The sequence below is a fragment of the Rhodococcus sp. NPDC078407 genome (assembly GCF_044542515.1).
Taxonomy (GTDB): Bacteria; Actinomycetota; Actinomycetes; order Mycobacteriales; family Mycobacteriaceae; genus Rhodococcoides.
In genome coordinates this window covers 57428-78561 of the sequence record NZ_JBITUQ010000012.1, presented here as the reverse complement: position 1 = coordinate 78561, position 21134 = coordinate 57428, and the positions used below count along the sequence as shown (strand labels likewise).

Genomic DNA, 21134 nt, shown 5'->3' with positions numbered 1-21134 from the left:
ATGTCGCAGACCCAACCACCGCGGATCAACGATTGATACCGTCGGAGGAGATTCGCATCGCAAAGTAACAGCGCAGACCGACAGGTACCAGGAGTCACGTAGTGGAGTTGACCGACGCAGTCGACCAGGGTCTGCACGTCCGGGCCGACGACCGGACCCAGGCTCAAGCATCTCAATTCGCTGCGTTTCACCGCAGGTTTCCCCGTGAGGACTGGGCTGAGATGACTTTGGAGAAATACGCACTCGGACAACCACAGTCCAAACACAGCTACTCGTACGCGCTCGAGTGGGGCACGCCCACTCTCGGAAGCATCAGGGGCGGTAGCGCCAAGAAACACCGGATCTTCTTGCACAAGTCGGGCAGCTGGGTGTATCCGAAGGGATTCGCGTCGGTGAACGAAGCGTGGGACGCGCTACATGCGTCGTTTCTGGAACTGCTGGAGGCCGGTGACAATCGTCGCTGGCGGGACACGTCCGCAGTTGAGCAACTGCGAACAGTCAACACCGTGCGCTTGAAGACCCTGTATCTCTACTTCCCTGAGCACGTACTGCCGGTATTCAGCCCGCCGCATCTCAAGTACTTCGCGGAGCGGCTGCACATCGACCACAAAGGTGACGCCCTATCTCTCAACCAACGGGTCCTGGCAGCACTTCGTGAGACTGACGGAATGGAAGAGTCGAGTTCCCTCGATCTAGGGACATTTTTGTACGCATGGGCTCGCCCACCAGGTTGGCACACACCTAGCTCGTGGCGTGTGACGGTCGATGCAGCGCAGTGGGAATCAAACCTCGCAACCAACAGGGTGAGCGTCGGATGGGACGAGGTTGGAGATCTGTCCCTGTTCGAGACACAGAGCGAGCTGAAACAAGCCTTTCGCGAGTCATATTCGGGTACCGGCGCCAAACTGGGTCGCCTGGATCGGCAAGCAAAGCACCTATGGTGGTTTCGCGAGATGGCTGCGGGTGACCAGGTCGTCGCCACATCCGGGCCGTCCGACGTGTTGGCACTCGGAACCGTACAAGATTCTGAGTACGAGTGGGATTACGAAGCCGGCGACCACAAACACACGGTCGGAATCGAGTGGGACACGTCTGTAGCAACGTCAACGGATTCAGCTGACCAATCTTGGCTGGACGACACGATCAGTGCTCTGACCGCAAAGCAGTTCAAAGAGATTTTCAAGGCCCAACTGCCTGGCGTCGCCAGTCCAAATGGCGGTGATGTCGATGCCCATGACCCCCTCGACCACGATCAACTGAGGCAATTCGAGCAATGGCAACGAGTTCTCGAACGCAAGAAACAAGTGATCTTCTACGGCCCTCCCGGCACTGGCAAGACGTGGACCGCGAAGCGGTTTGCTCGTTGGTTGCTCGATGAGCAATTCGAGCGGACTGGGACGATCGACGCGGCACGCACCGAAAACCTCACGGGCGGCTTCCTAACTGATTCGGCATGGTGGATCATTGCCGACAGCTGGGACGATCTGTTCGCGGACGGTCGCTATATCGCGACGCTGCCATTCAAAGCTTCTGCCGGACCTAACGCGGGCGATGTTGCCCTTGTGTTCGATAGAAGGCAATCGAGGGTGTTCGGCCTCGCGCGGGTGGTCAACTTCTACGGAAAGAACAACAACGCGAAAACTGTAGCGCTGAAACCGATCATGCCCCTGCCTTGCGGCCCTCACATCTCGAAAATTCAAGCAGATACGGAATTGGCTGGATTGGACGTGAGGGATGGCCTTCGCATGAGTGCAATTAGGAAACTCGCCCCCGATGCGTTTCGACGCCTCCTGCACCTATCCGGCGCACAAGACGTGTACCTCGAACACAGGGCAGAGGATCTCGCGAACTACCTCACCGAAGTCACATTCCACGCGTCGTATGCGTATGAGGAGTTCATCGAGGGGTACCGGCCGGTCAGTTCCGCTGCCGAATCGATCTCGTTGCAGCTCAAAGACGGAGTGATTAAGCGGGTGGCAAGCACGGCGCATGCCGAACCCGACATGCCATTCGTCCTGCTGATCGATGAGATCAATCGGGCGAACGTTCCTCGGGTGTTCGGAGAGCTAATCACCGTAATAGAAGCTGACAAACGCGGATCATCAGTGGTGTTGCCCGCCAGCGGAGATTGTCTGATCGTCCCAGAGAACCTACTGATAATTGGGACGATGAACACATCTGATCGCAGTATTCGCAGTCTGGATGCGGCCCTCCGTCGAAGATTCGCATTCATCGAGCTGCTCCCAGATTCGTCGATTCTTGCGAACAGCAAGATCGGTGATCTGCCACTGGACCTGTTCCTTGACGAACTCAACAAAACAATCACCGAACTAGCTGGGAGAGAACGTCAGATTGGCCACTCGTTCTTTTTGGACGAGGGCGACCCTATCGATACCGTCGAGCAATTCGCCGAAGTCCTGCGTCTTGAGATCATCCCGCTCTTGCAGGAAATCGCGTTCGACGACTTCGCCAAACTCAAAGAGTATCTCGGTGGCGAGGTCGTGGACTCGATGCGACGCACTCTCCACGACATCGTCAGTGACGACGACAATCTCGTGGACGCAGTGACATCGTTCTACCTGGACAAACTTTGACGGTCCGGTTCGTCGATATCGTCGAACGGTCGACGGAGACACTGCCCTACGAGACGCCCCCGCCAAGCGTTCGCGCGCAACTGAATCGTGCACTTGACGGCCGGGTAAAACTGACCTGGCTCGCTGACGAACAGGTTCGCGTCGAGACCACTCAGTGGGTCGGCGTGGTTGGTTTACCGGACGGCAGAGTTCTGAGGATCGTCCCGAAGCTGGCCGGCGGCAGCCTGAATGTCATCGCTATGATTGGACTGGTCAGCGGATTAGACATCAGCGACCTTCGTTCGTTGTCGAGCGATTTGGAAACAAAGACGGGCGACAACGCGAGGACCTTGCTCGAGAATCTGCTGGTGTCGGCCGCACATGACATATTGGTCGGCGGACCGATGCAGAGCTATCGCGAGGCAAGCGAGGACTTAGGCTTCCTGCGTGGTCGACTCGACTTGACGCGTCAAGTGAGCACACACTTCAACCGGATTGACCGGCTAGCGTGCGAGTTCGATGAATTCGACCACGATATTATCGAAAACCACGTGATTGCGGCCGCGCTCCGGATAGTCGTGCAACGGACCGACGACAAAGGTCTAAAATTACGAGCGCATCTCTTGATGGAGGACTTCGAGGCGTTGGCACCCACGCCGATCGGACCTGCCGACGTTGCCCGTAAGTCTATCGTCTACCACCGTGGTAACGACCACTATCGCGCTGCGCACGTATGGTCGTTCGCGCTCCTCGGAGATGCTCGCCTTGACGATCTGTTCCACCGCGGCGGCGATCGCACCTCCGCATTTCTGATAAACATGGACCGATTGTTCGAGCGATTCGTTGGCTGGCTACTCGACGAAGCATTCCGGGATTCACATGCTGCCGTCCATCCGCAGCATCGAAAGAACACGATCCTGAGGTCGAACGGCAAGCAGTGGAAGTCGATTCGTCCGGACTACCTCGTAGAAGTTGGGCCAGAACGTGTAGCTGTAGACGCAAAATACAAGCGATACCAATCCAACAAAATCAGCGTCAGCGATGCCTACCAACTTCTTATCTACGCTCAAGCATTCCCCCGTGGTACTACACGACCGACATCGCTGCTCGTGTACCCGCACGACAACTCCGTGGAGCACGGCACGGTAGATCTGCAACCGGACGGTTCTACCATTGCCTCGATCGAAATTCTCGGTGTCCCGCTGAAGACCTTGCTCGACGAGCTTCGCAGCGAGTCTCGCTCCGTTCGCGACCGAGTGAGCTCCGAGATTCGCGGCATCCTCCCTTTCTTGGCTCGACTTGGCGTCTCTGACGGACCATTGAACGGCTTGCCTTCACGTCACTTGTGACCGCGTGCAAGTGACGCGGCAACATCTGGCCTCGCAAATACCAACACCAACCGACCCACCGTCTCCCCCGTCGCCCTTGCAAGCAGGTCCGCGTACACCGACAACTGAGTCCAGTAGGCTTCCAGCGTCTTCGACGTAACCCCCACATCCGTCTTGTAGTCCACGATCACCAGCGACCCGTCGTCCTCGCGATACACCAGGTCAGCGATTCCCTCGACCACAATGGTCTCGTTCGGCGACATACCTGCAAGCTGCATTTCCTGCCAATGCTCGCGCGCGGCGGCGCGCTGCACAGGCTCAGAGTTGAACACCGACTTCGCCAGAAGCCCGAACCGATCGAGATCGACCAAACCCGCCAAAGTGCCCGCGCTTCGGGCCTTCTCGTCGAACTCAAAGTCAAGGGCCGCATCGAGCGGCACCGTCTCCAACAGCGCATGCAAGGCGATACCCAGCGTCGTGCCACTCTCGACAGACCCGACCAGCGGCGCAACCACCTCGATCGAGCTCGCAGGAAAGACAATGTCTGCCAACCGGTACTCCGCCCACACTGCCTCGTGTACAGGCAGAACCGGGTGCGCAATTTGCGTCGCGGACACTGTCGACGGCCGCGCAGAAATCTCACTCACGCGTGCAGTCTCGGCCCGCCATTCGTCCCAGCTCTGCAACGCAACCGAACTCGAAGAGCCACTGTCCTCGACCCGTACTGGCTCGATCAGATCGGGAACCACGTTGGGAACGCCCGCGGTGCCCGCAGCCAGAGTCTTGCCCCAACTCCCCTTTGCTCCGACATAACCCGACACAGCAAGGAAACTCTCTGCCCGCGTACACGCCACGTAGAGGAGACGAACGCGTTCGGCTTCGGTGTGCGCCTTCTCAATAGTGGAAACGCTCTTGTAGTCGACGGATTGCACTGCAGCGCATACATTGAGATGCATCGTCCCGTCATCACCCCACACCACCGGATCGGACGTCGTTCGGAACCCACCGCTCATTCCCGCAACGATGACCATCGGAAACTGCAGTCCCTTCGCGGCATGCATGGTCATGATCCGGACAGCATTGACCCCGACCTCGGGCAACACCGCTTCGGTGACGCGCGCGTTCTCGTCCTGCTGGGTTTGTGCCCACGCAAGGTAATCCCTCAGATCGCCGCCGTCCTCGCCGTACCACGCGTGCGCCTGATCGATGACGAACCGCAGTCGACGCCACACGTCCCGATGCCGTGGCGAATCCATCGACACCTCGAAAACACGACGGTCTGCGGCCAAACGACTCAGCAGCGCACCAGGACTCAGCAACCCCAGCTCGAACCACACCGATTTCAGATACGAACGTCCCGCCGCGACCGGGGACTCTTCCAGCCCCGCGGGTGCGTCGGAGAAGAAGTCCCACCGCCCTCCCGCTGCCTTCCACCGCAGCAGATCATCGTCCCCGCAACCGAACAGCGGCGTGCGCAGTGCAGCAACAACAGTAGCTTCGTTCGCAGTATCTGCCAGAGCGCGGCAGGTCACGAGGAGATCATGGACCTCCTGCGTCGAATAGACCAACGATGATGCTTCGGAACGAAACTCGATACCGGCGTCGTCGAGAGATCGCTCGAGAAACGGGAGAACTGCGCGCGACGGGATGAGAATGCACATATCGCTGAGGGTCATTGGCCGATGGGTGTATTCACCGAACCCGCCGGCCTCCTTCTGCCACCCCTGGTCGAGCGCGGTCGCGATGATGCGCGCGACATCCCGCGATTCACGGGCGCGCAGCACTTCCGAGGGGGTCAACAAGTGCTCATCGTCGACGGTCTGACCGGAGTCTTCGAAGACAAAAGGTGTCGGACCCCAACCCGTTCCTGCCGACCAGTCCGGTCGGCCTGGTGCTGGATCGAGCGGCGTGTAGTCGGGCTGAACATAGCCGTTGGGGACGACCAAGGACGCGAACACCGAGTTCACCCATTTCAGAACGGGTTTCGTGGATCGGAAGTTCGTGGTGAGTCGAACCACGTCAGCGGTATTTGTGGCATCACGCGCCGCCATGTACGACGCGATGTCTGCGCGACGGAACCTGTAGATCGACTGCTTCGGATCCCCCACCGTGAACAACCGGCCCGACTCGTCCGGACCGTCGACTATCAACCGGGCAATCTCCAATTGCAGCGGGTCGGTGTCCTGGAACTCGTCCAGCATGATTCGCTGATAGGAGTTGTGGGCGATCCGACGAACGTCGGCATAAAGCAACACGTTTCGGGCGTAGACGAGCAGATCGTGGAACTCGAGCTCACCCCGTCGGCGACGCTCGGCGGCCTCGTCGACAATCACGCGGGAAAGATGATGCACGACGATCGCCAACGCAGACGCAACGTACCTCGTCCGCTCGGCAGCGGCGGCAGCGTTCAACTCGTCGATCGAGCCCTTGATCTCCTTGACCATTGCAGTGCCGCCGACCCAGTTCGGGCCCCTGCCGCCACTGCCTTTCGTCGGGCATTCCGCCGCGAGTGCGATCCAGGCTGTGGAGGACCGGGCGTCTGCCATAGCGACTCGCCACTCTGCGATCGAGGACAACCGCATAGCCAAATTGTCGGACGGGTCGGAGCAGTCCCTAACAGAATCGACAACCTCATCGGCGGCACGCAGAATAGAATCGATATCCGCAACGGCCATCGTTGGCGCAACGTCGTTGACGATCAATCGGTCCCAGCTCCGATCAAGCGCGTCGGCGAGAGTTCGTACCTGTTCCAGCGACGCTCCCGCACCCAGGATGATGCGCAGCGCGTTGGTCAGCCCACTGGGCGCGGCGTGTTCATCGGCGAAGAGCGCAGCCCGTATTCTCCGCCAGCGGCGCTCGAACGAGAGCTGCGACCCCATGGCATCCACGACGGCCACACGCGGCGGCACCCCTGCCTCCATCGGATGTTCGCTGACGATGCGTGCGGCAAACGAATGCAGCGTCCCGATCGCCGCTGTATCGATCTGCTCCATCGCCTTCTCGGCAGCATCACCGGAGAAGGACGCGAGATGTGTGCGGACTCGTTCGCGAAGTTCGGCCGCAGCCTTCTCGGTGAACGTGATGGCTGCGATGCGGTCGAGTTCTATCCCATCGACGAGTACGAGGTGACAGATGCGCTCGACGAGTGAGTGCGTCTTGCCGCTTCCTGCGCCGGCTTCGACGAACAGCGTTGCAGAGGTGTCGGTTGCGATGCGTGTTCGCTCGACGCGGTCGACCAAAAGGGTGTCTTGGTTTGCCATGTCAGTCTCCGTACTTCGCGCGGTAGTCGGCGAGCTCCGGCACATCTCGCAGACTCGACCACGCTCGTTCCAGTCCTGCTTTCCCGATGAGGTCGATCAGCGGGTTGGCCCAGAAGCTGTCCGGTGGACGCGGCGGAAAGTACCCGGCTCGAATCATTCTGTGCACCCGAAAGATATCTGCCTTCAGCACTTCGACTGCGGCATCGGTGAGCGGATAGCCGATAGTCTCATACTTCGCTTTGTGGTTGACGAACCAGTACCGCGTCGTGACCTCGTTGCCCAACGTCAGCGCCAGCAGTCCATACACTGGAAGCTGGAACTTGATGCCGCCGTCGGTCGGCTCGGATCCGGAGAGCTTCTTGTACGACGTCGCCTGACCGGACTTGTAGTCGGTGACCCGAATACGACCATCTGAGTGCCGATCGATCCGGTCGATCTTCCCGGCGAACGCTACTTTCTCGCCGACAAGATCGAGCACCACCACGTCGGGCTCGACGCCGAAGTTGCGTTCGACATGCAGTGGTGTCCATCCCCCTTCGCGGTCAGTTCGGTCGAGCTCGAACCACTCGACAAGATCGCGACGGATGATGCTGCTGTCCTTCTCCCACAGCTGCGGTAGCCATCCGGGAGCGTCGACGCGGGCGTCGGCCAGGACCTCTTCGGAGACCTCGATGAGGTGCTCGAGCGTTGCCTCGATGCCGTCGATCGTTCCTTGGACGTAGCGCTCGAGGGAAAGGTGAATCAGGTTGCCGCGTGTCAGCGGATCGAGCTGCGCGGCGTCGTCGGGATCGTCGAGTGTGTCGACGCCGAGGACTGTCTTGACGAAGAAGCGGTACGGGCTCGCCACCCAATCTTCGAGCCTGCTCGCCGACACCGGTTTATCGAAGAACGTCACGGCGTTCTCGATGTGGGACACGTTGCCGTTGAAGCGGGTGAACCGGCCGTGCAGTCTGTCGCTGCGAAGTTCCATCCCCGCATCGACGATCGAGTCGTCCAGAGCGCCCCGGCGGTCATCTGCTGCGTGCTCTACCAGTGCGCGCAGTCGCCATTCGGTCTCCGAGGCTGCACTGACGCCGATACGAGGATCGACGGTTTGTGTCGCGACGTCGAACGACTCGACCGTGACGATGGACTCGACGTTCGCAGTCTGCTTCTGCCAGTCGACGACGCCGATCTTGCTTCCGGACAGGGTATCGAGCGTGGGCATGAGCCACCGCGACGGCACCTTCTCCGCTCCCCCGCGCATACTCCCGCGAGGGAAGGACACGACGCGGTGCTTCTGTCCCGACGCCAGCGTGGCTAGGAACTGCGACTTCTGGTTCTGGATCTCGCCGGCGAGAGTGCGGCCAACGAGTGCGCTCGGCAGCAGCGGATCCTCGCGCCGTGTGGCGGGAAGAATGCCCTCGGCCGCGCCGACCACGATGCATACGTCGAAGTCTCGTCCTGCGCCGGCGACGATAGGGCCGACTGTGACGGCGGATGTCGTGGTTCCGATTGTCTCCGGCACAGCATCGATTCGCACGGAGATCGCGTTGACGATTCCCGACAATGTAGGCGGCGGTGCGATCCCGTCCAGCTCGCCCAGCTCGAGGCAGATCGTCGTCAAAGCACGTAAGTCATTGGTGGTCGGATCATCTGAGTGTTTCGACCGGCCGTTGAAGTAGCGCCCTAAGACGTCGATCACGCATCGCGATGCTTCAGACCATGTCGCGGCACTTGCGACCGCATTGAGATCATCGCGGAGGGTGATCACCAAGGAGTGCAACGCTGTGGCGACGTTGGCGTCCCGGTCCTCTGGGTCCAGCTCTGTGAGTCTTTCCCAATCGGAGCCGCCGACAATCTTTATCCTTGCGCGAGTCAGTCGCTCTACGCGCCGAAGTGGAAGAGCTGCGATAGGAGTTCCGTAGTACCAGGTCACGACGCGTTCGGACAGGATGGACAGCAGTTCGCGTCGAGGCATGGAGTCTGTGTCGATACTGAGTAGTCGACGTAGTGATCGTGCGGCCGGCCGATATCTCATGGCGTGGCACTGCTCGCCAGCGAACTCGATTCCTGCGCTGCCGAAGTGCTCATGGATCAAACGTAGGTAAGGATCGGAGTTCGCAAAGAACAGACAGATCCGGTGTCCCGGAACTCCCTCTGACAGATGCTGCCGGACAAGCCTGGTGATCGACCGAACCTCGTCGTCGGCGTCGGAAGCGTGAATCACCATGGTGCCGAGCGGTTCAACATCGCGTTCAATCAGCTGACCACGGTTCGTAAGAGCTTCGAGAAACTGCGACGCTCCGGCGTCCGCTGCTGTCGGGAGAAACACCACCACCTCACCCAGCTCATCGGTGCGCGATGTTGCGGCGGCGTATGCCTCGTGCGGAAGGTAGTGCGTATCGGTGTGCGCGGCGGTGGCGGCAGTGTGGACACGGAGCATGTCCCGCACGAGAGGAGTCGTGTCAGCGGGTGATGGACCAGCAATCGCACCGAGCGTGCGTGAGGCAGCGGCCAAGGCTTCGGCGGTGATGGGCTGATCCGCAACATCGACGAAGACTCCGGGCTCGTCGGCGAGCACCTTCTGCACGGACGCGGCAAGATATGGGAACGGCAGTGGGACGCGGGGTGCCAGTGCAGGGGCAGCCAGCGTGTCGACAGCCAGACCGAGTGTCAGGACTCGAGTGTTGGCAACCCCGCCGTGTCGGGCGAGGTACTGGAGAACGTCACGGATGGCACCTCGACTGGGCACGATCACCGTGACGAGTCGAAGTGGGCGACCCCCTTTCGCTTGAGTGACGGCGTCGGCGAGGCGGCCATACAGATGGTTTCCCACCCTTACATCATGTCCGACTGTCACGGTCCGCGTCCGCTGCTTGACCAAGGCAGCGCTGTCAACGTGGCTGCTCAAGCCAGATCCGCTGCTCGAAGCCACCTCGCTGTGACCGCTTGTCGGCAGCTACTGCGGTTAGAGCCGCGTCAGTCAAGCCATGGTGCCCTGCCGATGGGCGGACTACCTCAGGGACGTCGGCCAGCTACTGTACCGACTGCAGCGGCTTTCCGGCGGACACGCGGGCGAATCATATCGGTACAGCGACAGTTGGATGAGGGCAAATGGGCTTGACCACCTTCCTCGCCGCGGCAACCAAATCACGCCGTTTTCCAGGAGTGAGCTTCGCTCTCAGAACGCGATTGTCCTCGACAACCGAACATCGCCAACTGCGAACCGCGAAAGCTCTTTTTTATTGCCCGGAAGGAAAGGCCTCGACCCCACGCGAAATTCTCAAAATGCAGTTCGAGATCTGCGAAGTACTATTCCTCAAAGAGCCTCATGTGGGCACCGTCAGAACCTCGAATTCAAATGTCGGTGCGCTCGATCAGCCGCCGAAGCTCCCGATCGTATTGATAGCGCACGATTTCACCCGATGTGATCAGTTCGACTGCCTGGTCGATGACTGTGCGGGGCACGCAAAACCATTCTGACGGATCGTAATTGCGGCCCTTGCTATCAACTTGGGTCAAATTAAGGCGCACTTCGGCGAAGACACGGTGTAACAGGCCTTCCACCGCTGCCGCCCGCACGTTGTAGACACGGTAGGTCGCGACTATTACGACCGGTGCCATCAGGTACGTGGGAGATTTTTCCGCGTTCTTTATTCTTGTCTCAACCGGCCCACGTGAGAAGCCGATTTTGTGCAGGTCGTCGATTCCGGCGATGAGCGGATCGGCGCTCAGGGAGCGCAATACGTAAATGTATCCGCTGACTTCGTCGTCGGTGAGGATCTCCGGCTGGACACGAGGCGCGACGATCTGCCCGTCCTCGTCGCCCAGTCTTATTGCCAGAGACTGTCGGAGCATCCGCGATTCGGTGCCGTTCTCGAAAACGCAGCGCAGTCTCTCACGCTTGTAATCGCGGACGGTCGACTTCTTATACTCCGTTTCGCCGACCTCCGCGACGAACAGCATCACCCCGTTGAGAACGAAGAAGGCACCGGGGGCTATGTGTGTCACACCTGGGTACGGCATCAACTGGGCAATGCCGTCACGTAGCTCGGCGTGCTTCTGCGTGAACAGCGGTGCGAACTCTGCGAAGCCCGACGCTGGGCGACGCCGGGCGATGTTGTCGGGGGCGAAATATTGCCGGCGAACCGGAAGGCCCGACACGTCCAGAATGCCGGACTCGTCAGCGAGCAGGCCGAGTGGATCATCGTCGAGGAGTTCCTCGATTGAGCCCGGAGCCTCGGGTACCTGGAGCATTCCGAGCTCGTCGAGATGGGCGAGGGCGTCGGTCTTGGTGTCGTCGGCGAGAATGCCATCCAGGCGCGCGCCGAGCTTGCGTTCGGAGATCTCCCGCGTCGTAGGGCTCGGTAGCCGGCCATGCGTGCGATGGAACTCCACGATTTCGAGGAAAGCCCGTTCGAGTCGGTCGCTTGAGGTGACTTTCGCAGGCTTATCGGGCAGGTCGAGCAGGCCGTCGACATCGGTGTCGATCAACTGCTGGAATGGATCGACCTCTGGCACAGCGTCTTCGGCTCTGTCGTCGTCTAGCGCCATCAGGGGGTCTCGTTACCGGTTGTCGGTGTGGCGGCCGTCCGCTGCTGCTTGAGGCGTTGCAGAAAGAGCAGTGCCTCGGCGTAGCGTCTTTCGGTGGGCTCATCGGATCGCACGTCGGGACGCCTCCCGTGAACTGTGACCCATGTCTGGATCTTAGGGAACAGTGCGAGCGCCTCCTCTTCGCTGATTACGACTCGCGTCGAGGTGATTGCATCGGAGATAATCTTGAGTACTGACGGTGTCACCGACTTCGACATCACCTCGAACGCCCGCTGGAACGGGTTGATGGTATCTATCAGGTTTATGTTGACGTCGTCGATATTGACGAATGTGTCGGCCATCTTGATGAACCGTTTGTCACCGACCTGCTTGACCTCACCGTTTTTGATTACTGAGTCCACGACGACCTGCTGCCGAACCTCCTCGACCTGCTCTTCGGTGAGGTCTGGGTAGCGTTCTCGGATGATCTTGGGGATCAAGACTTTGTTCGTCGTTTCCGGGTCGACACTGCCGGCGGCGGCCTTCGCGAACGTCTCGTTCTGCAGAATGTTGGCCTTGAGGTCGTTCAGGTCGGTCTCCACGATCTGCTTGACGCGCTCGCTCGATGGCTCTTTGAATCCCTTGATCTTGATGGTCCCCGGTTCTGGAGCGTCGTCGTTTCCGCGTTTGGCCTTGAACGCGAAGTTGGGGGCCAAAACCTGTTCCATCAGCAGCGATGCGGTGATCGCCTTGAGCATGTTGTTCACCGAGACCGTTACCTCGCCGCGCTCGGCGTCCGGCTCGGCGAGCAGGTTGGTGAACTGCGCATGCGCCTTGCCGGGGCTGTCGCGGGTCACCCGGCCGATGATCTGGATGATTTCCGTCAGAGACGCCCGATATCCGACGGTCAGCGCATGCTCGGCGAATGGCCAGTCGAACCCCTCCTTGGCCATGCCGAGAGCGATGATGATGTCGACGCCGTCGCGCTCTTTCGCGGCCACCGACGTCAGATAGTGCAAGGTGTCGGCCCGTTTGTTCTGGTCGGTATCGTCGACCAGGTCAGCCACTCGCAACACCCGCCCGGTGTCTGCGCGACGGATTCGGATGATGCCGGTGCCGGGTTCAGTGTCGATCACCTCACCGATCGTGTCGATGATGAACCCGACTTCCTCGATCTTGTCCTTGGTCGACTCACCGGAGTTCACGTTCGGGATGTGCACGATTGTCTTCTTGTCCAGATCGAAGATGTCGGCGATTGCCTCGGTGTAGCGGCCCTGATAGAAGTGGTGCCCGATCCCCAGTGATTTCAGATAGCGGTAGCCGTTGAGCTGGTCGTAGTAGTTGAACGTCACCGGCGTGAACTGAGCCTCATCGGCGGCGGACAGCACCGGAACCGAATCGCCGCGGAAATACGAGCCGGTCATCGCAACGATATGCACATCCGAACCAGCCATTACGTCCTTGAGCAGCGCGCCCAAACGGCTGCCCTCTATATCGGCGGAGACGTGGTGGAACTCGTCGATCGCCAGCACCGTGCCGTTGAACTCTGCTGACGCCAGCCGTTCGAATGCGAAGCGCAGCGTCGCGTGAGTGCACACCAGGATCGAATCATCGGAGGCCAGGAAGTCTATGAACGCATCGACCTTGCCTGCCGACGATCCGGGCGTGCACAGATTCCGCTCGGGTTTGACCTCCCAATCCGCGAAGAACCCATCTGAGGTCAACTTCGTCGAGGAAAACGATGCACCGATGGAGCGTTCTGGAACCGCGACGATCACCTTCGTGCGGCCCTGGTTGAACAGCTTGTCCAAGCCGACGAACATCAACGCCCGCGACTTGCCGGACGCCGGTGGAGCCTTAATCAACAGATGCTGGGCGGTGCGCTTCGCGAATACCCGCTGCTGCATCTCTCGCATACCCAACGCGTCAGTGTTCACCGACGCCCCGGTCTGCGCGTAAGTCACATCAACGACGTTCACGGCACCACTCACTTCTTGCTCCTCATCGCGGGTTTCGCCTGCTCCTCGATTGTCATTGCCTCATACATAGCGAAGAGGTCCGACAATCGCTCCTCATCGGCTTCGTAACCGGTCTTGGAATAGATCGAATCCACCAGCGTGTCAACCTCTGCATGCGCTGACCGGAGATCATCAGGCATCTTGTCCGGGTCGTAGAGTTCAGCAAGAGTCCTCTCGCAGTGATACTCCCGGACGTCCAACACTCGCAGCGCTGCCAGCGTCAGCTTCTCCGTCACCGCGTCCAGCAACGGGGGCACCGGAAAATTGTTGTAAACGATGGTGCTGGAATACCGGTAGTCGGTCTTCATCTTGCCGCCAACAGCTCGTGTCCACACCATATGCATCCGTGACGTCAAAAGAGCGAACAGCCATGGCTCCGGCTCGTACACAGCAAACGCAAGGTTAGACACGACGGTGTTCGGGCCTAGATAGCCCATCGGGATGTACTCGCGGCGTTCAGATGAGACGCTAGGGATAATGATTGAATCCGTCGACTTGTAGCTGATTTGGACAAATCGATGAGGCTTAGCCGCGTAGGCGGCGGTGCTCGCAGCCTTGCTCTCCGCGCGATCGGCGCCGACTCGGGTGAGCCTGCCTGCGATCGAGCGGATCGACCGTGCTGCGGCCAGGGAGCCGTCATCGATCCACAGACAATAACGTTCACCATCATTGATTAGCTCGGACGAACCCATATACCGCTTGATCAGATCAGCGGATCGAGGATCCTCGCTGATCAGTTGGTCTCGCTCCGCCGGTGACAGAATCAGGCCGCCACCATCTCGCGGCATCGACCCAAAGACCATCGCTGGCCGTGGTGCGCCAAGCGGGGTATTTCGCCTATCGACAAAGACATTCGCGCCGTCGGCGAGATATCCGTTAATGTTTTTCGCGGTAATCTTCAGGTCGTCGGTGTATATATATTTTGGGCCAGTGCGAATAGCTCGTAACCCGATCACGGCGACAGTCACTCCGGCATTTCGCTTCGCGTTGTTCTCCCATTTGAACGAGGTGTAGGCGAATCCAATTTCGACCCCCTGGCCGAATATTGCCGGAAACATGAGTCCGACGTGCTCACCCTGGGCAACGGAGTTCGTAGTGACGAAAGCGAGTTCGGCGGCCGTTCCCGCGATATAGTCAGCACCCCTCATGAACCAGAGCGCGATGTAGTCGAGATTCTTCGAGTACGGACGATCCTTGAAAACAAACCCGTAATCTTCTTTTTGGGCCGGTTGTTGAGTCTTAGAGCCGGCGTATGGTGGGTTTCCAATTAAATAGATCTCGGACCGGGCGTCATTCGGACAAATGACATTCCAGTCGACGCGCGTGGCGTTGTCAGCGTGAATCTGACCGGTCTCCTTGAGCGGAATCAGTGGAATCTCGACTCCGAATTTTTCCTTGAACTCGCGGTTCATCTGGTGCTTGGCGATCCAGAGTGACAGGATCGCTACCTCGACGGCGAAGTCGTCGATTTCGATGCCGTAGAGGTTTTCGATGTCGATCTTCGATACCGCGTACAGGACTTGATGCTTGGCGCTTAGCTCGGCAAGGCGTTCAAGGATCGCGTGCTCCAGTCGGCGGAGCTCTTTGTAGGCGATGACCAGAAAGTTCCCCGAGCCGCATGCGGGGTCGAAAACCTTGATCTGGCCGATCCGCTCAAGCAATCTCTCCAGCTTGGTGACGTTGTCGAAACTTGAGTCGAACTGAACTTTGAGACCATCGAGGAACAGTGGTTCGATCGTCTTCAAAATGTTCGGTACCGATGTGTAGTGCTGACCAAGATCCGATCTCTTCCCCGGTGTGACGATGGCCTGGAACATAGATCCGAAGATGTCGGGGTTGATCTCGCTCCAGTCCAGCGCCCCGAGATCGAGCAGCAAGGCGCGGGAATGTTGGGTGAAGCCAGGAACCACATGCTGTGTCGAAACCTCGAACAAGCGACCGTTGACATACGGGAACGCCGACAGGTAGTGCGGCCTTTCACCGGCCGCCTCGGTGTCCAGCGCAGCAAACAGATCAGTGAGGAAGGCCGCGACATCCGAGCCGTCGGCCTGGGTGTGTGAGCCGACCGCCCTTGAGAACTGGTTATCGTCGAAGATTCCGGTGTCCTCGGCGAAGAAACAGAACAGCAGCCGAGTGAAGAACACGTTCAAGGCATGGCGGCCATGCGCCTGGTGGATCAGGTTCGGGTTGGCTGCGAGGAGCTCATCGAACAGCTTGCCCATCCGTTCCGCAGCCTTGACGTCAGCGTGTGCTTCGGAGGTGTACTGGGCCTTCTCCATGCCTGCCCAGGGCAGGAAAAATGTGAAGTGTTTAGCGATGTCTCGGATCGGGAAGACTTTGTTCTCCGCCGTCTTCATGTCTACGGCGACGAGTTCGTCGTAGTTGGTGACAATGACGAACCGTGTGTTGTAGCGCATTACCGCCGGTGAGGTCCGAAGCTCCTCGATGTCGGCCAGTGGTTCCCGGTTGGTCTCACGGAAGTACACGACGTTCTTTTGGGCGACCTCGCGATCGGGGTCGGTCGCTACGTTCCGCGATCCGTTGCGTAGGAGAGTGACGTTGCTTTTCGGCTTCCCGTAGGCCAGCAGCAGGTCGAAGATGAATTCGCGATCGTAGGATTCACGATTGCCGAGGTGAGCGACCCGCTCCTCGACCGCTTTGAAATTCAACCTCGCCATGCGTGCTCAACCCTTCTAGACGCCCGGCCGGACATGCGGCGAGCCAGTGCCTTTGATCATGTCATTCAAGTAAACACCCTAGTAAAGCGACCAGCGTCCCCGGAGTCCTAAAAGGATCAGGGCGATGGCAACGGCAATACCTACTCCTGCGTGAGATCGCCGAGAGGTAGATCACGGATCTGCATAGATCGTGCAACCACGCTGGGTGGCACGGCCAGCTCCGATAGGCACTCGAACGGGTCGAGGATGCTGAATGCAACCATCGAGGGCATCCAGAGCGCGCCGAGGGTCGGTTAATCCGTAAGCGCACAGACACGCTGAGATTGCGATAGAGGGTCGCTTTTGCGATTCCAAGCACTGCTGCGATCTCTGTTCTCGCTGTGCCGTCGTCTGGCATTGGGCGAATGTTGCGGGCCTCTTCGGCGTCGATCCTGGCCGGTTGCCCGCCGATGCGGCCGGGGGCCCGCGAACCGGCGAGGCCGGCCACGGCACGTTCTGTGACGAGGTCTCGCTCGAACCCGGCGAGTAAACCCGAGATATGGTGTGTCGCTGGCCGCCCATGATAGCGGTATCGAAACCTTCGGTCATGCTGCGCAGAGATGAGCCTTTGGCCTCGATGAGGTTGACGGTTTCGACGAGGCTGCTCAGTGACCGTCCTAGCCTCGATCTTTCTTCCTGCTGACTTGGTGGCCTAAGCGGGCCGGGATTGTGAATTTCGATGTCGCTCACCTCGATCGGGCAAGGCGTGTCGGCCTTGCCGATCGATTGGGCGCTCGGTTCCAATGCCCGAGAGGCTGACCTTCATGTTGGTGGGATCGTTTGCGGTGGCGTCAATGACCCTTGCACCATCGCCGACCTTTCCTCCGAGTCGACGGCAACAGACCATGCATTCTAAGGAACAGCATCTAGAGCGTCGACCACGGAGTCGGTGAGCCCGAAGCCGATCGAGCACGACACCTGCTGCCGGTGCAGTCAGGTCAGGAATGTGACGGTCACTCGCGCCAGCGCAGTCAGCACATTCCTTCCAGGTCGCTGCATGGCGGTGAATGGCGGTGAATAGCGACTGTGCCAATGCTTTCCGATCACGTCTATGTGGTCGACGGCGGAGTTCGAGCCTGCGTTTCCTGGACCTCGAAATGCTGCGGCGGGTTCTCCGGTACCGGCCTTGCCGTGATCAACGAAGGCCAGCAAGTGGTGGAATCCGATTCCGCGTTTGTAGGTCGGTGTTGCTTCTTCTTACTCCGAATGGGCGGTGAACGGGGTGGCAGCGAGGTCGATCACGATCGGGTTCTGCGCAGAAATCTCGTGACTGGGCGCGCGATCACCGGCGTGTGCCCACGCCGCAGCGCAAGCCTCCGCGCGGGCGTTGTCGATCCCTGCGAGCACACGCGGAACAAAACAGGCCAGGCCCGAGACCACTCGGGACACTGTCGGGTCCGATGCCACCTGCCCGACACACCCGCATATTCTTGCGGGGTAGCGATGTCGGCCAAGCAGTCACCGCCATGGTGCGACCTAGGCTCAGCTACCTGATACGCGAAAAACCACCAGCCGTTCACACTCGAAATGCGGAAACTCGCTCCACGGACCAGACACGTTTCGCCAGATCAAGGACTAGCTGTCGCCTCTCCGCTTGTTGATCGGCACCGAAGTCGTCGTACAAAAGAGCTCGACGAGACGGCCATTCAGCGCCTCTGCGAGTGCTGATGGTTGGAGTGCCGTTCAAGGCGGAAGACCTGAAGCGCTACACCAAACACGATGAAGCCGCGAGTCGTGCGCGTTCGGACCTTGTTCGGCGAACCGCGCCGGCTACCCGGGCTCGAATACCGCCGACGCCACACCGCAGTGACACCGAAAGCCCTCGTGCACATCACGAGAAAAAGACCGGGAAGAATATTCCGATCCGCACCGGTCGAGCCGCAGCGAGCCACCCTCGACTCACCCGGCGGAACAGTCCGGACCGCTCAGGTCAGCAGATCAGCCCAACGTCGAAACTCGACACGCCGGGTTGAAACGTCGCTAATACCATTAGCCTTCCTATAGTTTTAGCCGTGGCGACTGGGCCGCAACCTGTCTTGCGGCTGCGATCTACGCTAGGTGCGCTGCAGTCGGCGTTCGTCTCGGACCGAGAGATTGGCTTGCCATGGGCGCGTATGAATCAATCAAGGACCTTGCAGACAAACATTCGCTACAGCTCGGTTCTCAGATCGCGAAACGTGTGACTGAGATGGAGCAGGACGATAATTCTCACTATCTGCTGTACAAAGTCCTTGGAATTGCCGAAGAGGAGGGTCGGCTGATCGATGTGTACCAAAACAAGGGACGATTCTTGTACAAATATGCTGGGGCTTTTCTTGAGGACGCGGCCGCGCTCTGCATCAAGCTGAAGTACCCGGACGCGGTTAAGACTCGAATCGCTAACACACAGAGTTCGCGACCAAAGACCTTCGAAATAGACGCGCTAAACGGCCAAGATGCAATCGAGATCAAGTGGCGAGACGCGACTACCGATGGTGACCATATTGCAAAGGAGCACGCGCGGGTCTTGAACATTAAGGAAGCCGGGTATCACCCGATTCGCGTAATGTTTTACGCGCCGAACCGCGCGCAAGCAATCAAGATTCAACAGAAAATCAAAACTATTTATACCGAGATGGGTGGCGAGTGCCACTTCGCAGCGGACTCGTGGGCGTTCATCGAGCAGTACACCGGGATCGACCTTCTCGAAATTCTGGAGATGATAGGATCTGAAAAAACCGGAGGATAACCATGCTGCACGAAGGCGATAACCTGCAGATCCTGTCGAAATTGCCGACGGGGTCGGTTGACTTGATCTACCTTGACCCGCCTTTCTTTAGTCAACGTACGCATCGCCTGAGTTCAAAGGGTGCGAAGCAGAAGTTCGAGTTTGAGGACACTTGGGAATCGATCGGTGCCTACATCTCATTTCTTGAACTACGGCTAATCGAAATGAGACGCGTGCTGAAAGACACCGGCAGCATCTTCCTGCATTGCGATAAAGCAGCGTCTCACCACATAAGAGTGCTACTTGACAAAGTGTTCGGCATCGAAAACTTTCAAAGTGAAATAATCTGGAGCTACAAGAGATGGTCGAACTCCAAGAAAGGCCTCCTCAACAATCATCAAAACATCTACTTCTATAGTAAATCATCCGATTTCAAATTTATTCCCACCTTCGAGGCCTACTCCGCAACAACAAATATAGATCAGATCTTTCAAAAACGCGAACGCAACGCGGATGGCAAAGCGGCATACAAGCAGTCTGCATCCGGCGACCCCGAGCTAATGAAAGAAAAAAAGGGGGTACCACTGTCTGATGTCTGGTCAATTCCATTCTTAAATCCGAAAGCGAAGGAACGCACCGGGTATCCAACTCAAAAGCCAATCCTACTTTTGGAGCGCATCATCGAACTCACTACCGAACCCGGCGATATGGTATTGGATCCGTTCTGCGGTAGCGGAACAACGCTTATAGCTGCGAAACTGCTTGGCCGTTCCTATCTAGGTATAGATAAATCCAGCGATGCAATCACACTCACCCAGGCTAGGCTGGACGCTCCCGTAAAGACGCGGTCGGCTCTCATGGAGAAAGGAGTCAATTCTTACCGCTCTAAGTCAGGTTTGGAACGCAGTAGGATGGAAATGCTTGACATTCAACCAGTAGAGCGAAACAAAGGTATAGACGGATTCGCCAAAGTCGGTGGCCAAATCCGACCCATTCCAGTGCTCTTTCAGAAAGCGAATGAGTCTTTGCCAACTGCGGTGGGTAAAATAGTCAGAGCTAGTGCGAAAAACAAGTTTCGGATGGGTGTTGTAATAGGAACCGAAAACTCTGATGTTGAAATCCGAGAATATGACAGTCTCACTATTGCTACATGCGGAGTCAGCGATTATGCGGAAGCAGTAAAATCGCTCGACTCGTTACTGAAAGCGATTCCTAAAGATCTACAATCAGATGTTGAAATAATTGCGAAAGAACCAAAGTGTGACGTCACGCTATTCTAATTCGATTTCTATGCAGTCATACCGTAATTGGCGTGCGTCTTTTTACCAACCTTCCATCGACGCCAAGAATAATAGCTCCTTTCTCCAATCTGGGCTAAGGCAAATGCTCTCCAGGGGTATCCCCCGGGGTCAACCGAGACAGCGCTAACGAAGTCTCCGTATCCCATCGGTCGCGCCCGCCGCTTATCTACTATCACGCCCCTCATTCCAAAAAAGCGTACGGATGCTGACAATTCCGCAAAACCGGCTGTTCAAGAAAATGCTGTTCGACGCGCACCGCTGACGCCCCCATCCTTTCGGTCGTCAAGATGGGGTGTCAGACCACGTATCAAGTTCGTCAGTCAGCGAGATTTCAATGTCAGTCGAATCCAACACATCCTGACCTTCTAGCTCGAGGCGTTCACCATTCTCCGGGCCTGCCGGGCAGTTGCTCGCGACCAGAACCAAAACTGCGCGGTACATCGGGAATTAGGCAGAATCCCTGCATCCGCGCGACATCCCCAGGTCGGGCGGCGACGTCCAGCTCGTACTTTTCGCCGTTGCTGCGGATGCGTTTGAGAGTCGCCATCTGGCCAAATTGATGACGGTGGGTGTTTGAACAATAATGCCGAATACCGAATGCTGAAACGGGGCCGCTCGGTGACTTTTCCGTACCGATTATAATGAAAAATTACCAATGCGTAACGACACGGAACCACCTTGCCGGTAACGAAGTGCACCTGCCAAACGCCCTTGA

10 protein-coding genes are annotated in these 21134 nt (G+C 58.4%); 4 read left to right on the top strand and 6 right to left on the bottom strand.

Annotated elements, in window-relative coordinates:
• Window positions 1-101: 101 nt before the first annotated feature.
• The gene (locus ACIGGF_RS14240) at window positions 102-2594 is read left to right on the top strand and encodes an AAA family ATPase (RefSeq protein ID WP_397521935.1); all 2493 of its coding nucleotides are present in this window, start codon (window positions 102-104) and stop codon (window positions 2592-2594) included.
• Window positions 2591-3922, top strand: coding sequence for an McrC family protein (locus ACIGGF_RS14235; protein ID WP_397521934.1), 1332 nt, complete (start codon window positions 2591-2593; stop codon window positions 3920-3922). The genes ACIGGF_RS14240 and ACIGGF_RS14235 overlap by 4 nt, the downstream gene beginning before the upstream one ends.
• On the opposite strand, the gene ACIGGF_RS14230 is transcribed toward ACIGGF_RS14235, so the two are convergent.
• The 6 genes from ACIGGF_RS14230 to ACIGGF_RS14205 form a co-directional block, all read right to left on the bottom strand.
• On the bottom strand, window positions 3913-7161 hold the full coding sequence (locus tag ACIGGF_RS14230; RefSeq protein ID WP_397521933.1) for a UvrD-helicase domain-containing protein: 3249 nt from the start codon (window positions 7159-7161) through the stop codon (window positions 3913-3915). The two genes, ACIGGF_RS14235 and ACIGGF_RS14230, sit on opposite strands and share 10 nt — an antisense overlap.
• Window position 7162: 1 nt before the next feature.
• Complete coding sequence (locus ACIGGF_RS14225) at window positions 7163-9901, bottom strand: PD-(D/E)XK nuclease family protein (RefSeq protein ID WP_397521932.1); 2739 nt, start codon at window positions 9899-9901, stop codon at window positions 7163-7165.
• A gap of 599 nt (window positions 9902-10500) precedes the next feature.
• Window positions 10501-11697, bottom strand: coding sequence for a GIY-YIG nuclease family protein (locus tag ACIGGF_RS14220; protein ID WP_397521931.1), 1197 nt, complete (start codon window positions 11695-11697; stop codon window positions 10501-10503).
• Complete coding sequence (locus ACIGGF_RS14215; RefSeq protein WP_397521930.1) at window positions 11697-13667, bottom strand: DEAD/DEAH box helicase; 1971 nt, start codon at window positions 13665-13667, stop codon at window positions 11697-11699. The genes ACIGGF_RS14220 and ACIGGF_RS14215 overlap by 1 nt, the downstream gene beginning before the upstream one ends.
• Complete coding sequence (locus ACIGGF_RS14210) at window positions 13664-16372, bottom strand: DNA methyltransferase (protein WP_397521929.1); 2709 nt, start codon at window positions 16370-16372, stop codon at window positions 13664-13666. Before ACIGGF_RS14210 ends, ACIGGF_RS14215 begins: the two co-directional genes overlap by 4 nt.
• A gap of 1236 nt (window positions 16373-17608) precedes the next feature.
• Window positions 17609-17758, bottom strand: coding sequence for a hypothetical protein (locus ACIGGF_RS14205; RefSeq protein WP_397521928.1), 150 nt, complete (start codon window positions 17756-17758; stop codon window positions 17609-17611).
• 757 nt (window positions 17759-18515) lie between these two features.
• Between ACIGGF_RS14205 and ACIGGF_RS14200 the strand changes: the two genes are divergently transcribed.
• Window positions 18516-19139, top strand: a complete 624-nt coding sequence (locus tag ACIGGF_RS14200; RefSeq protein WP_397521927.1) for an ApaLI family restriction endonuclease — start codon at window positions 18516-18518, stop codon at window positions 19137-19139.
• A 2-nt stretch (window positions 19140-19141) separates the two neighbouring features.
• Entirely contained in the window at window positions 19142-20398 is a 1257-nt protein-coding gene (locus tag ACIGGF_RS14195; RefSeq protein WP_397521926.1) for a DNA-methyltransferase, read from the top strand.
• Window positions 20399-21134 lie beyond the last annotated feature (736 nt).